The sequence below is a fragment of the Flavobacterium sp. DSR3-2 genome, assembly GCF_049896525.1.
In the GTDB taxonomy this organism is placed as follows: Bacteria; Bacteroidota; Bacteroidia; order Flavobacteriales; family Flavobacteriaceae; genus Flavobacterium.
This window is the reverse complement of the sequence record NZ_JAFCUM010000002.1, coordinates 374,553-390,635: the sequence shown is the minus strand read 5'-3', so window position 1 is coordinate 390,635 and position 16,083 is coordinate 374,553. Positions and strand designations below refer to the sequence as shown.

7 protein-coding genes are annotated in these 16,083 nt (G+C 35.8%); 6 read left to right on the top strand and 1 reads right to left on the bottom strand.

Going from position 1 to position 16,083, the window contains the following annotated elements; all coding sequences use genetic code 11:
• Positions 1-350 precede the first annotated feature (350 nt).
• A complete protein-coding gene (locus ACP7AV_RS05235; protein ID WP_426091038.1) occupies positions 351-689 on the bottom strand; it encodes a hypothetical protein in 339 nt (112 codons plus the stop codon).
• A gap of 334 nt (positions 690-1,023) precedes the next feature.
• Here ACP7AV_RS05235 and ACP7AV_RS05230 point away from each other — a divergent pair, with 334 nt between their 5' ends.
• The 6 genes from ACP7AV_RS05230 to ACP7AV_RS05205 all read left to right on the top strand — a co-directional run bounded on the left by ACP7AV_RS05230 (position 1,024) and on the right by ACP7AV_RS05205 (position 16,053).
• On the top strand, positions 1,024-5,622 hold the full coding sequence (locus ACP7AV_RS05230) for a M14 family zinc carboxypeptidase (protein WP_426091037.1): 4,599 nt from the start codon (positions 1,024-1,026) through the stop codon (positions 5,620-5,622).
• A 37-nt stretch (positions 5,623-5,659) separates the two neighbouring features.
• On the top strand, positions 5,660-5,881 hold the full coding sequence (locus ACP7AV_RS05225; RefSeq protein WP_426091036.1) for a hypothetical protein: 222 nt from the start codon (positions 5,660-5,662) through the stop codon (positions 5,879-5,881).
• A 528-nt stretch (positions 5,882-6,409) separates the two neighbouring features.
• Entirely contained in the window at positions 6,410-12,979 is a 6,570-nt protein-coding gene (locus ACP7AV_RS05220; protein ID WP_426091035.1) for a LamG-like jellyroll fold domain-containing protein, read from the top strand.
• A gap of 252 nt (positions 12,980-13,231) precedes the next feature.
• The gene (locus ACP7AV_RS05215) at positions 13,232-13,408 is read left to right on the top strand and encodes a DUF5522 domain-containing protein (protein ID WP_426091034.1); all 177 of its coding nucleotides are present in this window, start codon (positions 13,232-13,234) and stop codon (positions 13,406-13,408) included.
• Between the two features lie 76 nt (positions 13,409-13,484).
• Complete coding sequence (locus ACP7AV_RS05210) at positions 13,485-15,467, top strand: urocanate hydratase (protein ID WP_426091033.1); 1,983 nt, start codon at positions 13,485-13,487, stop codon at positions 15,465-15,467.
• 49 nt (positions 15,468-15,516) lie between these two features.
• The gene (locus ACP7AV_RS05205) at positions 15,517-16,053 is read left to right on the top strand and encodes a DUF4136 domain-containing protein (RefSeq protein ID WP_426091032.1); all 537 of its coding nucleotides are present in this window, start codon (positions 15,517-15,519) and stop codon (positions 16,051-16,053) included.
• The last annotated feature ends 30 nt before the right edge of the window (positions 16,054-16,083 follow it).

Below are 16,083 nucleotides of genomic sequence, written 5' to 3'. Positions count from 1 at the left end.
TAGTCTTTTTATTTATTTATATTTATAAAAGGATGTAATGATTAATATTTTCATATAAAATTACAAAAAAAAGACAATAGCAAAGAGCAATATTACCGACAAAAAGTATAAAAAATCGTTTAAATACATATTTTTAAATATATATTGTATAATTTCTTACATAATTAAATTTACAAGAAAGGTGAAATAATGACAAAGCACAGTAAAAAAAATTTCAACAAAAAAAGAGTTAATTGATGGAGATTGATACTTTTTAAGGCGTAAAAAGTCCTAGCGAAAAGAAATCAGAATGACAACTAAAAGCAAAGTGTAAAAATCTTAATGCAGTATAATTTGTTTTTAAATAAACACTATTTTTCCAAAAACAAATAGTTAAAAAAACTAAAAAAAGGTCTCTTTTTTAGAAATTCTAAATTAGATTCATTCGCATAAGCTTCCCTTTCAAAACTAATGTTTCTGTACGCTAAGTCAGCATTTTTATACTGAGCTACTCGAACAAAATATTCTATAAAATACCAAATAAAAAAAGGAACTATCAACAACTCTAATTGTTGTCGAAGATGGATTTTTTCATGATTTAAAAAAACCATATTTTCTTTATCCACACTAAATTTTATAAATACAAAAGGAAATAAAGCCAATCCATGATAGCCCTTGGGAATTAAATATTTAGTGACAATTAGAAACATTGTTTGCGCAGATTATAAATTTAGGTCTATCGTGTAGCAAATTACTAAAATTAAATTAAAAAGTTGAAATAACATTTGGCAATTCAATTTAATTATTCTGAAGAAATTAAGATGCACATAAAGAAAAGTCATTTAAGAATAATAAGACCAATAAAATTTTTTAAAATAGAAAATTTAATTAAATTCATTTTAAATTTTATTCGTAATAAAAATGCATTTCACAAAAAATTTAACAAAAAAAAACACTTTTATCGGATAAATAGTTCTTTTTGACGGTGATTTTATTTGAAATGTTAAAATATTAATATATTTTTGCTGCCGAAATTAAAATTTTATGAAAAAAATTACTCTTTGTTTCTTTACCATTTTATTTTTTAGCTATTTTTCATACGCTCAATCAAATAATGTTATTGAGAAAATACCTAATGAAATTTACAAGAAAATTAAAATTCCAAAGCCATCTTCTGATTTAATAAATAAATTAGGTAAAAGCGGATTGGATTTGGATTGTGGCGTTCAACTTGATTCTAATGGAGATTTACTTATTGAAGTATCATCATATGAAGAGGCTAAAATTAAAAAATTAACATTTTATCAAGTTGTAATTGCTGATATGGAAAAGTTTTACTCAAAAAGAGCTATCAAAAATTTACCTGTAGCGAAATCAACTTTAAGATTGTTAAAGTTGAAAAAGTTGACAAATAAAAATAGTAGTTTGAAAGCAACAACTTATGGTAACATAACTCATCGATTTGAGAACACTGAAATTGATTGGGCAGTTCCAACAAACTACCAATTAGGAGCTTCGTTTGGTGGTTGTTTAACTGTAGATGAAACTTACGCCCAATTAGACCTAATGCATACATTATACCCAAACTTAATAACGATAAAAAGTAACACTTCACCAACAAATCAACTTACTACAGGAGGCAGGCCGATTTATGTTGTTGAGATTTCTAATTCAGCAGTTTCAGGAACTAAGCCTGAAACCCTTTACACAGGAATGACCCACTCCAGAGAGGTAGCTAGCTTAATGAATCTTACGTATTATATGTGGTATCTTTTAGAAAATTATGCAACTGATTCTGATGTGAAAAACCTAGTTGATAATCATGCTCTTTATTTTATTCCAATAGTAAACCCAGATGGATTAGCATTCAATCAACTTCAATCACCGTCTGGTGGCGGAATGCAACGAAAAAACCGAAGAGAAACTGGGGCATGTACAACATACCTTGATGGAATTGATCTAAACAGAAACTGGGGAACGTACTGGGGTTATGATAATACAGGATCATCTCCCAATGGTTGTGATGACACATACAGAGGAACAGGAGGATTTTCTGAAGCGGAAACTAATTCCATTAAAGAGTTTTTCTTACTTCACGATTTTAAAACATCCATAAACCATCATGCCTATAAAAATGCTGTACTTCATGGAAGAGCAGCTTTTTACAGAACTGATAATATTGAAACAAATAGTGGCGTAAAAACTGGCAGAGAAAATGAATATTATCAATATTCGCATGATATGACCCAATATAACCGATATGCGTACGGATCTAGTCCAAATATAAGCTATTGGAATAATGGCAATTGCAATGACTGGATGTCCGGTGGCTCTGGAAAGTCTACACTTTGTTGGACTCCTGAGAATGGAGCTCAAGGTGAATCGACAGCGGCTTATTTAAACAATGGTTTTTGGCCTGACCCTGTAAATATTACTGCTATATCTAAACGGGCTATGAGAATGAATTTTATTGCAGGATTTTACAGCGGCACATACGCCAAACTTCACGATTTATCAAAATCAGATATTACAAGTACTTCGGGTTCATTAAACTTTGGATTGGAAAGAGTCGGGCAAACAGTTGGGGATTTCACTGTAACAGTTACGCCTATTTCATCTAACATAATATCAGTCAGTAATGTTGGTATTCAAACTGGAATGACAATTTTAGAACAGAGAAATCTTAATGTTGGATTTGTCTTGAATTCTAGTATAGCGGCAAAGGAAAAAATAGTCTTTGAGGTTACTTTAACGAATGGAAAATACATTATATACAAAACAAGACTAGAAAAATATTATAATCCAACAGCTCTATTTACCGCAGCTGCAAATCCCACCTCTATTACAAGTTCTGGCTGGACAGCAAGCCCTACTACTGGCGGATGGTCAGTGACTTCTGATGGTTTTGGAGCGACAAATGGAATTACAGCAAGTACAACAGTACCATACGCAAATGCTCTTACTACTACAAATTTAACCCAAACTACACCTATCTCTTTAGTGGGAAAACAGCAAATTGTGATACAATTTGATACAAAATGGGACTTAGAAAGAAGCTTTGATTACGTTGAGTTACAAGGATCTATTGACGGAACAACTTGGATTCCTATGAAAGGAAAATATACAAAACCTGGTTCTACTTTAGCAACTAATGATTATTCTACAACATTAACATCAACATCAAAAACTTCTACTGATAAAGGATTTCAACCTGATGGAGAACCTTTATACGATGGAAATAAGTCAAATAAATGGTTACTTGAAGAGTTCTTTATAAATAATACTGAAAATTCAGGATTATTTAATAAAGCAAATGTTAGATTTAGATTCATATTAAGAACTGATTCAAACAATCGCGATCATGGATATAATACTACCTTTACTGGATTTACATTCGACAATTTCAAGATACTAGAAATAAAATCATCACCACCTGTTGCTGCATGTAAAGATGCAATATTGACATTATCCAGCGCTGGATCTGTGACTGTTTTGACTTCTGATGTCAATAATGGTTCAACAGATGATATAGGGATAATAACCGTTACTGTTTCTCCTAACACATTTAACTGTACTCATGCAAATACAATACAAAATGTAACTCTTACGGTACAAGATGCTGACGGACAAACATCCACATGTACTTCAAATGTTACAATAAAAGATGTAACACCACCTGTTATCCCTACATTAGCCAATGTTACCGCACAATGTTCAGCAACACCTAATGCACCTACAACAACGGATGTTTGCAAAGGTACAATTACAGGTACGACTGCGACCACTTTCCCAATCACCACTCAAGGAACTACTATCGTAACTTGGACTTTCAATGACGGAAACGGACAGGCAATAACAGCGAATCAAAATGTAATTATTGATGATACCACTGCACCTCTTTCTCCTTTACTGGCTGACCTAACCGGACAATGTGAAGTGACGCCTACTGCACCTGCAACGTCTGATTTGTGTGCCGGAACAATAACTGGAACAACTACTAACACTTTCCCTATTATTGCTCCTGGAACTACAGTAGTAACGTGGAACTTTAATGACGGAAACGGGCAATCAATTAACGTGAATCAAAATGTAATTATTGAGAGCACCACCTGGAATGGTTCCTCTTGGTCTAATGGAATACCTAAGGCAACAAAACACCTTATTATATCAGGTAATTATACTCCTGCAGCTGATGTTGCTGCCTGTAACCTCACCGTAAATAACAATGCAGTTGTTTTAGTAAATTCCGGGATAAACGTTAACATATCAACAGATGTAACTGTTGCACCGGGGTCGTCATTAACATTTGAAAACAACGCAAACCTATTACAAACCAAAAACACCAATGGTAACTTCGGTAACATAAATGTAAAAAGAAAAACTTCAGACTTAAAATTATTGGATTATGTACTGTGGTCTTCTCCGGTTTCTGGACAACAATTACAGCCGTTCTCATCAGCGACCCTATCCAATCGTTTTTACACTTACAATTCAAGTACAAATTTGTACAATACCATCGTTCCAACAAACAATTTTGTTAGCGGAATTGGTTACTTAATTCGTATGCCAAATAATCATCCTACTTTGCCTACTATTTGGGAAGGTCAGTTTCAAGGCGTTCCTAATAATGGGAATTACAACATAACCGTCACAAACAATGCTTATCATGCAATCGGGAATCCATATCCTTCTTCCATAAATGCGAACACGTTTATTTCAACAAATAATATTACTGAAGCATTATATTTTTGGAGAAAAACGAATAATACAGCAACATCTTCTTATGCCTCGTACACCACAGCCGGAGGAACTGCTAATGCAGGAGGTCTAAGCAGCATTGTACCTAACGGAATTATTCAGGTGGGTCAGGGATTTGTTGCGAAAGCAACGGGCACTACAATTTTATTTACAAATGCAATGCGTGTTGCCAATAATGCTAATCAATTTTTGAGAATTAAAGAAACGGAGTTGCACCGAATTTGGCTGAATCTTTCCAAAGATGCCATGCCGATAAACCAAATGTTGATTGCTTACATGCCAAAAGCAACTTCAGGAATGGATGCTACAATAGATGGAAGATATATTAATGATAATGCTACGGCTTTAAACTCGCTGATAGAAAATGAAGAATTTGTGATTCAGGGAAGAAGCCTGCCTTTTAAAGATACGGACATTGTACCGCTTACTTTCAAAACTAACGCTGCGGGTACTTTTACTATTGCAATTGATCATGTTGATGGTTTATTTGCTAACAAACAAGATATATTGTTAAAAGACAACATCACAGGTATTGAACAGGACATCAAAGCTGCTGCTTATTCTTTTCAATCACCTAGTGGAACATTTAATACCCGTTTTCAAATTATTTATAGAAGCAGTATTTCACTTGAAATAAAAAAATCAGTTTTCGATGAAAATTCGATTATTGTATTCAAGCAAAATGGAAATTTAACTATTGATGCCGGCAAAACAATCCTCAAAACCGTGCGCGTTTTCGACATTAGAGGAAGGTTGATTTTAGAACAAGAAAACGTAAATGATAGTACAACTGTTCTGAAAAATCTCAATATTGGAGAGCAGACCCTGTTAATTCAAATCACCTCTGACGAAAACAAAATGGTAATTAAAAAAGCTATTTACTAATATTTTTAATTTAAAAACAAATTACTCTATTAAAAAAATGAAAAATAAAGCACTAAAACTGTATTTATCTCTTTTCTGTTCCTTCTCCAATTTCCTTTTGTTTGCAATTCCTCCAGGTGATGATAATGTTGATGGTACATTAGAAGGAAATGATGCTCCAGCAGCACCTATCAATGGAAAAATAATATTTTTGGCAGTCGCGGGAGTTCTTTTTGCTTTTTACACCTTAAAAAAAAGAAGGCAGCATCAAACAGTCTAAAATGATAACTTCTTAGTGAAAATAATTAATACTAAAAAGCTTTTCTCTGTTTTATGGTTTTCTTAGTGTCATAATTAATAAATATTGTAACGAAGTAAACAAAAAACTATTTATTAAAAAAAAATCGTTGGTAGATTCGCTGAAACTAACATAGCACACAATAGAATTGGAGTTAACTAGAGTTGGGAGCGAGTATTTATTATTTCAAAAAACGGTTAAATATTTAGACTTTCTGCTGCAAATAGCACCTTTACAATGAACATAATACACTGCGCATAACTCCATTTTTTTAAAAAAATTTGTATAAAAAATGACTTTTTATGAGTTTAATCGGCAATAGATGGTTTTTATTGACAAAAAAAGAGTAAAGTACAAAAGAATATTTTATATCTGAACAGTTTAATAATACCTCCAAAGTACGATTGACACGACCATTAAAATCATCATAATACCTCAAGTGGTAATTACAATGTAGCGGACATCAATTTTAAGATTACAGTAACGTTAAATAATACTTTTTCACCAAATATGAACAGAACTATACTTTTTTCAAAAAAAACATTCCTGACTTTAGTTTTCCTATTTATTAATTTTTTAGGATTTTTAAAAGCAAAAAAGACAAAATCAATTTCTTTTTTTTCTTCCGTAAAAGAAAAAGAGTGCAAAACTCCTTATATCTATTGGATGCTACCTCTGATTATTTTATTTGTTTTTTTATCTGGTCCTAATATAAATGCTCAAACTGTTTTAATATCGCCAACAGGTGACGGTGGTTTTGAAACTGGAGCTACTTTTGCATCTAATGGTTGGACTGTAGTTAACGGCGGTAACAACAAATGGTACAACGGAACAGCTGTCAAAACAAATGGGATTTATGGGGCTTATATTGACAGAAATGTAAACGGAGGTAGTACTAATGAATACAATGCCACTGTTATACAAATAAACTATATTTATAAAGATTTAACGATTCCTCCTGGAGCAACTAACATCAATTTAAACTTTAAATGGCGTTGCGTTGGAGAAAATGGTACTGGTGCCGATGAATTTGATTTTATTAGGGTTTTTCTTGTTTCGAATTCTACACCAATAGTTGCAGGAACACTTTTAACTGCAGGGAGAATAGGTCTGGTAAAATATAATGCCTCTGATCCCACATCCTTTGCAGCTTCTGCGCCCATTACTATAGCAAACTCTGTTGCTGGAACAACACAAAGGTTAGTTTTTTGCTGGAATAATAACAATGCCACAGGCAGTAATCCAGCTGGCGCCATAGATGAGGTTTCTTTAACATATACTCCAGCTCCAGTAACACCACCTCCGACCATAACTAGCTTAAGCGCTACAAATGGTTGTCCAAATACTTCAATAACCATTAATGGTACAAATTTAACGGGAGCAACTGCTGCCAATGTAAAAATTGGAGGCACTGCAGTAAGTTCTATAACCTCAAATTCCGGGACGCAAATAGTAGCTGTAATTGGGACAGGAAAAACTGGTACCGTTAGTATTACAACTAGTGGAGGAACAGCTATTAGTGCAGCTACTTTTACAGTTAACTCAGGGCCAACTGCCGATGCTGGCACCGCTCTTGCAGACATCTGTAAAGGAAGTACCACAGTAGCCTTAGGAGGTTCCTATGGAGGCTCTGCTACTGCTGGCGTTTGGTCATCAGGCACAGCTGCAGGAACGTTTACCAACAACACGGGCGCAACTCCTAACACAACCACATGGACACCAGAAGCAGTATATTCGGGGACAGCCACATTAACACTAACAACTTCAGGCGGTGCTTGCGGAACAACAACGGCAACAAAAATTCAAATAGTTAATACACCAATTATCAGTGGGGGTTCTGCTCTTTCAGCTATATGCCAAGGGGCTACCACTGCAGCATTAGGTGGGTCTTTTGGAGGCAGTGCAACAGCTGCAATCTGGACAGATGGTGGTGTTGGTGGAACATTTACAAATAATTCAGGAACAACACCTACTACCACCAAGTGGTCACCTCCACCAGCATACACTGGTACAGTTACATTAACACTAACCACTTCAGGCGGAGCTTGTGGTACTGTTGTAGCTTCAAAAACACAAGTTGTAAACGCAGGAGTTACAGCTTCAGTGGGTAGCTTACAAAATATTTACACCTCGTTTCTCTCTACCTCATTAGGAGGAAATTCACCTGGTGCGGGAACTGGATCATGGACTAAGGTTTCCGGACCGGGGACAGTTACTTTTAGCGCTACCACCTCGGGAGCATCTACTGCAACAGTATCATCGTATGGAATCTATGTATTTCGTTGGTCAATAACAAACTCCTGTGGCAATAGTTCGGCAGATATTGGAGTAACTTACAGTGTCCTTAAAAAACAAGATTACACCCTTTTTTATGAAGATTTTGATTCTTCTGATGGAGGTTGGACAAATACTACTTCAACTAACGGATCTTGGCTACGGACATCTTCCTATCCTAATACGTTCACCTCGACGGGAGCCGGAGATGCGGAGATGGGAGAAAATTCTTTTTGGAGAATTAATTCTTTTGCAAATTATGCAAATAATGCAGTTTTAGAAATTGAAAGCCCCGCATATAATTTTACTGGATATCAAAATTTATTATTTAATATAGACATTCGATATGATACTGAATTAAATAATGACGGTATGCGTATCTTATATTCAATAAATGGTGCTACCTATCAACCTTTGGGAACAATGGGAGGAACCAACAGTGTCAATTGGTACAACACGACAACAGTAAGCTCTTTAGGATCAAATGGTTGGAGTAATAATAATATTGATACTACAAAACCACTTACCTTTCAACCGGCAAATCGATTTATAAGAGCTACAACTCCATTGGATGATACGACATTTAAAAACAAATTAAATGTTAAATTTAAAATACAGTTCAAATCCAATGCTTCGACCACAGATAACGGCGTAGCCTTTGATAATTTATCTATTGAAGGTGATGCTAGTGCTGCACTTACTGTATCTCCAATTGCGCCTGCGAAAATAAATCAAAATTTAAGTCTTTGGTTCAAAACTAATGCTGGAATTACTGTATCGGATGGCGCTGCACTTACCGCTTGGGACGATCAAGCTTATGACACAACAAGAGCCGATTTAATAAATAAAGAAAGTGCAAAAGCCTTAACTACAGATGCTCCTACTTATCGTGACAATGCTGCAAGGAATATTAACTTCAACCCGGTTGTAGATTTCGATTTAAATACCATGGAGTATATGAAAGGAAAGGGAGGATTGTATTCTCAAGATTATTTTGTTGTAATTTATTCCGATGATGTTGTTGGCGCCAGCACCGGTATCAACACAAGAGAAATCCCTTTAGGTGGTAAAGGTACTGATGAAGGTTTTCACGAAGATCCGACAGGTTTGGGACTTGGAAGTACAACTTCACGCTATACTAATGAAGTAATTGCACACAATATCGGCTCATATAATCCAAACGATACTGCACCAACCCCTGGTGTTGATTCCTACGGAAGGGCATTTGTATCATCAACAACTACGTATAACGAACCATTAATCATTAATGTAAAAACTAATGCGACAGGTACCGCTACCGAAATTTATAAAAATGGAATTAAATTAGACAATACAACAGGTAGAACTGGAAGTATTGGTGACAAAACTTTATTGAATTTTTATGAATACAAAAACCTTCCTTTTTATATTGGAACAGGACGTAGTGGTATTAGCGGAAGAACAAATTCTAACCTAAACGGCAGACTTTCAGAAATTGTTTCTTACAGCGTACCAAATAGCGAATTAAATCAACAAAAAATTCAAAGTTATTTAGGTTTAAAATATGGGGTAACTATGCATACAACTGAAAGTACCGATCCAACAGCGTTGAACGACGTCAACTATATAGACGCTGGAGGGAATATAATATGGAATACAACCACAAACGTTGGATATAATTATGATGTTGCAGGAATAGGCAGAGATGATAATTCCCAATTAAATCAAAAACAATCTAAAAGCGTAAATTCTCCAGACGACATAACAATTGGTTTGACAAATCTCTATACTACCAATAATCTTAACATTAACACCTTCGATACTGATAAAAAATTCTTGGTTTGGGGAAATAATCACGGCACTTTGTCAGCACAACCCGCTGTAATTGTCAATATTAGTTCTGGCATAACAACCCCTTCTACTTTAAACAGTGATGTAAGTTTTATTTCGGTGGGAAGAACATGGAAAGTGGTAGGAACTGGTGGCAATGTTGGTACGGCTAAAGTATCTATTCCTGCAACAATGCTTACAGCAACTATTACACCTCCCGGAGATTACTTGATGTTTGTATCAAGTACAACGTCTTTTGACCCTACCGCAGAATACCGTATTATGTCAGCTAATGGATTGGAATTGGAAACCACCTATGATTTTATTGGGGTAAAATACATCACTTTTGGTTACGCTCCGGAGAAAACTTTAACGCGGTGTATCAAATTTGATGGGACCAATGACTTTTTAGATGCAGGAAAAGTATTAAACTTAAACACTTCATTTACCGTTTCGGCATGGATAAATAAAAATACTGACAATTTCAACAAAACCATTCTTTCAAAAAGAAATAGCTCTTTTTCAGAAGGTTATGATTTAAGCATAAATTCAACTGGAAGAGCAGAAATGAGCTGGTATGTTGGTACAACTAAAAAAACAATTACCTCCAATGCTATCATTCCAAGAGGAAAGTGGCATCATGTAGGAGTAACTTTTAATGGTACCACAGCTAAAATTTATATCGATGGTGTAAACAAAGTAAGCACTACTCTTGCAGGAGCTCCTACTGCTACAACACAATCTTTTCTTTTAGCTGCCGCTGACGGAGTAGCTCCTACTGCTCTCTTTGATGGCTCTATTGATGAAGTACGTGTTTGGGATATCGCCCTCACTGATGCTCAATTCCGTTATGTAATAAATCAGGAAATTTCACAAGACATATCTAAAACAAAAGGAACAATTATACCTACTGGCATCTCTCAAAATGATATAGGAATTATAGCTTGGACAAGTCTAAAAGCCTATTATCCTATGTCAACCTACACTTATACTAATGCAAAAGATATGTCAAATAGTAATTATACCGCTGCACTAAGAAATCTAACGACTGTGGATAGACAAACAGCTCCTTTACCATACGAATCAGAAGCTATTACCGGAAACTGGGAAACTGTAGGAACCTGGATAAACAGCACCGTTCAAGATTTACCATATAGTATTTCGATTGAAGATCCTGCAGTCCCTGCTTTGCCTGCTCTTCCAGTAACAATTGACTGGAATATTGTAAAAGTCAAAAATCCAAACACAAAAGTAACTTCGGTTGGTAATAAGAAGGTTTTAGGCTTATTTGTTGATGCAAACGCAAATTTGATAGCAACGACCAATGGTGGTTTACAAACTGAGGGAACTAAAATTGAAGTTTCCCATTACTTGAAATTAGATGGAAAAATAGATTTAGCAGGAAGATCTCAATTGGTACAAACTGAAGGCAGTGATTTAGATCCTACAAGTATGGGTTCATTAGAAAGAGACCAACAAGGACAAGCCAATACATTCAATTATAATTATTGGGGTTCTCCAGTGGGAACCAAAAACAACACATTGAATAATAATATCTTTACTGTAGCTGGGGTCTTAAGAGACGGAACTGATCCTTCAGTCCCAAAAGCTATTAACTGGATACCAGGGTACAATGGATCACCCGGACCGCCAATTAATTTAGCCGGTTACTGGATCTATAAATTCGATAGTAACCTGAATGCAGTAGATTATGCTAACTGGACTCAGATAGGAGAAAATGGTATGATTCAAACAGGCAAAGGATTTACTTTGAAAGGGTCTGGAACTACAGGAACACAAAACCTTACCTTTGAAGGCAAACCAAATAATGGTACTATTGCCAATACCGTGTCCGCAAATCAACTATTACTTGTAGGTAACCCTTACCCTTCAGCATTAGATGCTACTGCTTTTATAGCAGATAATAGTGGTTCTATAGACACCACAACGCCAACCGCTACTGATGGTGCTTTGTATTTTTGGGAACATTACCCCGGAAATAACACACATAATTTAGGTGGATATCAAGGCGGCTATGGTGTTAGAAATGCAGCCACCGGTGTTGCACCAAGTTCTGTAGGAGTAGATTTTATTAATCCCTCTGGTGTTTCCACCCGCCCATCCCCAAATCAATACATACCTGTTGGACAGGGATTCTTTGTTATTGGAAATGCAACGGGAGGAACAGTCACTTTCAAAAATAGCCAAAGAGCATTTATTACGGAAAATAGTACAGAATCCCAAATAATGTACAAAATTCCAACAAAACCAAAAGGATTAGACCATTGGACCGATAATAGTAATGACCCAGTAGCAAAAGACACGTATAAAAGAGTTCGTTTAGGATTTAACAATTACAATGAAATTTTTCACAGACAAGTAGTTGTTGCCTTTATGAATGAGAAAGCAAATGGAGAAATAAATGAAGGATATGACGCCGAGAATATAGACGATGTTGCTAACGACATGTATCTGGTTAATTCAGAAAAAGAGTTAATTATAGAAGGCGAAGGGTATTTTGATGAAACAAGTTCCTACCCTATTGGTGTACGATCTGACTCAATAGGAAAAATCTCTTTTGTTTTAGATGGCTTAGAAAATTTTGATGAAAATCAAAAGGTTTTCATTTATGATAAATCAGATGAAACCTATCATAACATAAAAGATACCTTGTACGAAGTGGAACTTCCAAAAGGAACTTTTAACGATCGTTTCTACCTTCGTTTCACCGACAAAACATTAGGAACGGATAGCTTTAATTTATCCAAGTCTGATGGCGTAATTGTGGTAGTAAATCAAAACGTTACCGTTCAGTCTTCAAACCAGCTGATAAAAAATATTGTCGTATACGATTTGTTGGGAAGAAAAATAGATGGTTATAAAAAAGTAAATGCTAAAAAATATACATTAAGCCATTTAAACAAAACAACAGCCGGTTTAATTGTGAAAATCACTTTAGATAATGACACTGTAGTTTCCAAAAAAATAATATACTAATTAACAAGAATCCTGTAAAAACCACTCCTAACCGAGTGGTTTTTTTTTGAAAAAAAAGTTAAAAAAATTCCTGGCAATTCATTGATTTTATTCGTTCAAAAAAATAGAAAGGGATTCATTCTAACTTCCCTTATAAAATTTCTAAATTTGTTTCGCTAAGATAATTCTGTTTTAAGGAATAGCTCAATAGTTTGAGTGAATCGTATAAAATGAAATATTGAAAATAATTTTCACAAAAGAATATCCCATAACATGATTGACGAGAAAAATGCAAATAAATTAATTGAAGGTGAAGATTTCTATTTTACACCCGAAGGCTACAAATGCTTTACAGAAAAACACCATTTAAAAAGAGGGTATTGCTGTAAAAGCGGCTGTCGCCATTGTCCGTATGGTTTTGATAAAAATACAGGAACCAATAAAAAGTAAGCGGTGTTCAGTCGAAGTGTTGAGTTTCATTGAGTGAATAAAACACATTTACAGCAACACAAAATACATCCATAAAATGACTTTTCAAGAACAAATACAACAAGGAATTCCATCGGATTTACCTAAACCAAGGACATACGAAACAAAAATCAATCACGCACCAAAGCGTAAAGAAATCCTTTCGACAGAAGAAAAAAAACTGGCCTTGCGAAATGCTTTGCGCTATTTCGAACCTGAACATCATCCTGAACTAATAAAAGAATTTCGACAAGAACTGGAAACATACGGCCGTATATACATGTATCGCTTTCGTCCTGATTATGAAATGCGTGTGCGCCCAATTGATGAATATCCTGGAAAAAGCGAACAGGCCAAAGCGATTATGTTGATGATTCAAAATAATTTAGATTACGCAGTTGCACAACATCCGCATGAATTGATAACCTATGGCGGCAATGGAGCGGTTTTTCAAAACTGGGCACAGTATTTATTGACGATGCAATACTTATCAGAAATGACCGATGAGCAAACATTGACGATGTATTCCGGGCATCCAATGGGATTATTTCCTTCGCATAAAGAAGCTCCGCGAGTTGTTGTGACAAACGGAATGGTAATCCCTAATTATTCGAAACCGGACGACTGGGAAAAAATGAATGCTTTAGGCGTTTCTCAATATGGGCAAATGACTGCCGGAAGTTACATGTATATTGGCCCGCAAGGAATTGTACACGGAACAACTATTACGGTTTTGAATGGTTTTCGTAAAATAAAACGCAGTCCAAAGGGCGGCTTATTTGTCACTTCTGGTTTGGGCGGAATGTCTGGCGCACAACCTAAAGCTGGAAATATTGCCGGTTGCATCACCGTTTGTGCCGAAGTAAATCCCAAAATAACGCACATTCGCCACAGTCAAGGATGGATCAATGAAGTCATTGAAAATATTGATGCTTTGGTAAAAAGAGTCACTTTGGCGAAAGCCAATAAAGAAATTGTCTCCATCGGGTACCTTGGAAATGTAGTTGATGTTTGGGAAAAATTTGACCAGGAAAATATTCATATCGATTTAGGTTCCGACCAAACTTCGCTTCATAATCCTTGGGCCGGCGGCTATTATCCTGCTGACGTTTCCTTTGAAGAAGCTAATGAAATGATGGCTACTGATCCTGATTTATTCAAAATAAAAGTACAGGAAACATTACGAAGACACAGTGCTGCTATCAATAAACACACTGCCAAAGGAACGTATTTCTTTGATTATGGAAATGCTTTCTTACTGGAAGCTTCCCGCGCCGGTGCTGATGTCATGGCAGAGAATCATATCGATTTCAGATATCCAAGTTATGTTCAGGATATCATGGGACCCATGTGTTTTGATTACGGTTTTGGTCCTTTCCGATGGGTTTGCGCCTCGGGAAAACCAGAAGATTTAGCCAAAACAGATGTCATTGCTTGCCAGGTTTTGGAAGAAATGGCAACAACGGCTCCCGAAGAAATTCAGCAACAAATGCAGGATAATATTCATTGGATAAAAGGCGCGCAGGAAAACAAATTAGTTGTAGGTTCGCAAGCCCGAATCCTTTATGCTGATGCTGAAGGACGTGTAAATATTGCGGAAGCATTTAATCAGGCCATTGCTAAAGGTGAAATAGGAACCATAATTTTAGGTCGAGATCACCACGATGTTTCTGGCACCGATTCTCCATACAGAGAAACTTCAAATATCAATGACGGTTCAAAATTTACAGCTGACATGGCGATACAGAATGTCATTGGCGACAGCTTCCGTGGCGCCACTTGGGTCTCCATTCACAATGGCGGAGGCGTGGGCTGGGGAGAGGTAATTAACGGCGGATTTGGTATGGTTCTTGATGGCTCAAAAGAAGCGTCAAGACGTTTAGCATCAATGCTTTTCTGGGATGTTAACAACGGAATTTCCCGAAGAAGCTGGGCGCGAAATGAAGGTGCATTATTTGCAATTAAAAGAGCGATGGATACACAACCTTTGTTGAAAGTGACCATCCCTAATAGAGTAGCCGACAATTTGTTGGATTTTTAAGAATTTGAACGTATCTTTAATAAACATTTAGTAATCAAATATTTAAACCATGAAAGCAATTAAACTCCTTCCCGTACTTCTACTTTTCGTAATTGCATCATGCACTTCCGTAAAAGTATACTCCGATTATGATAATAATGTGGATTTTACTCAATACAAAACGTATGCTTTTCATAAAAAAGGCATCGATAGAGTTGAAATTTCAGAACTGGACAAGAAAAGAATACTCAATGCCATAGACACCGAATTAAGCAGAAAAGGAATGACCAAAAGTGAAAATCCAGATTTGCTGATTAATATACTTACAAAAGAGAGAGAAAGAATAGACGTAAACCAATACAACGCCGGTTGGGGCTATGGTTGGGGTTGGGGCTGGAATCCCTACTTATGGGGAGGTCGCAGCACTTACGTGACCTCATCAACGGAAGGAACATTGTATATTGATTTAATTGATGCAAAGAAAAAAGAATTGGTTTGGCAAGGCGAAGGGATTGGCTATTTGACTGAAAACCGCAACGAAAAAGAAAAACAAATCAACGAATTTGTTGCTAAAATTTTAGAGCAATTCCCGCCGAAAGCGAAATAGTTTCCCATCAGATTCAAACATAAAAGCTTA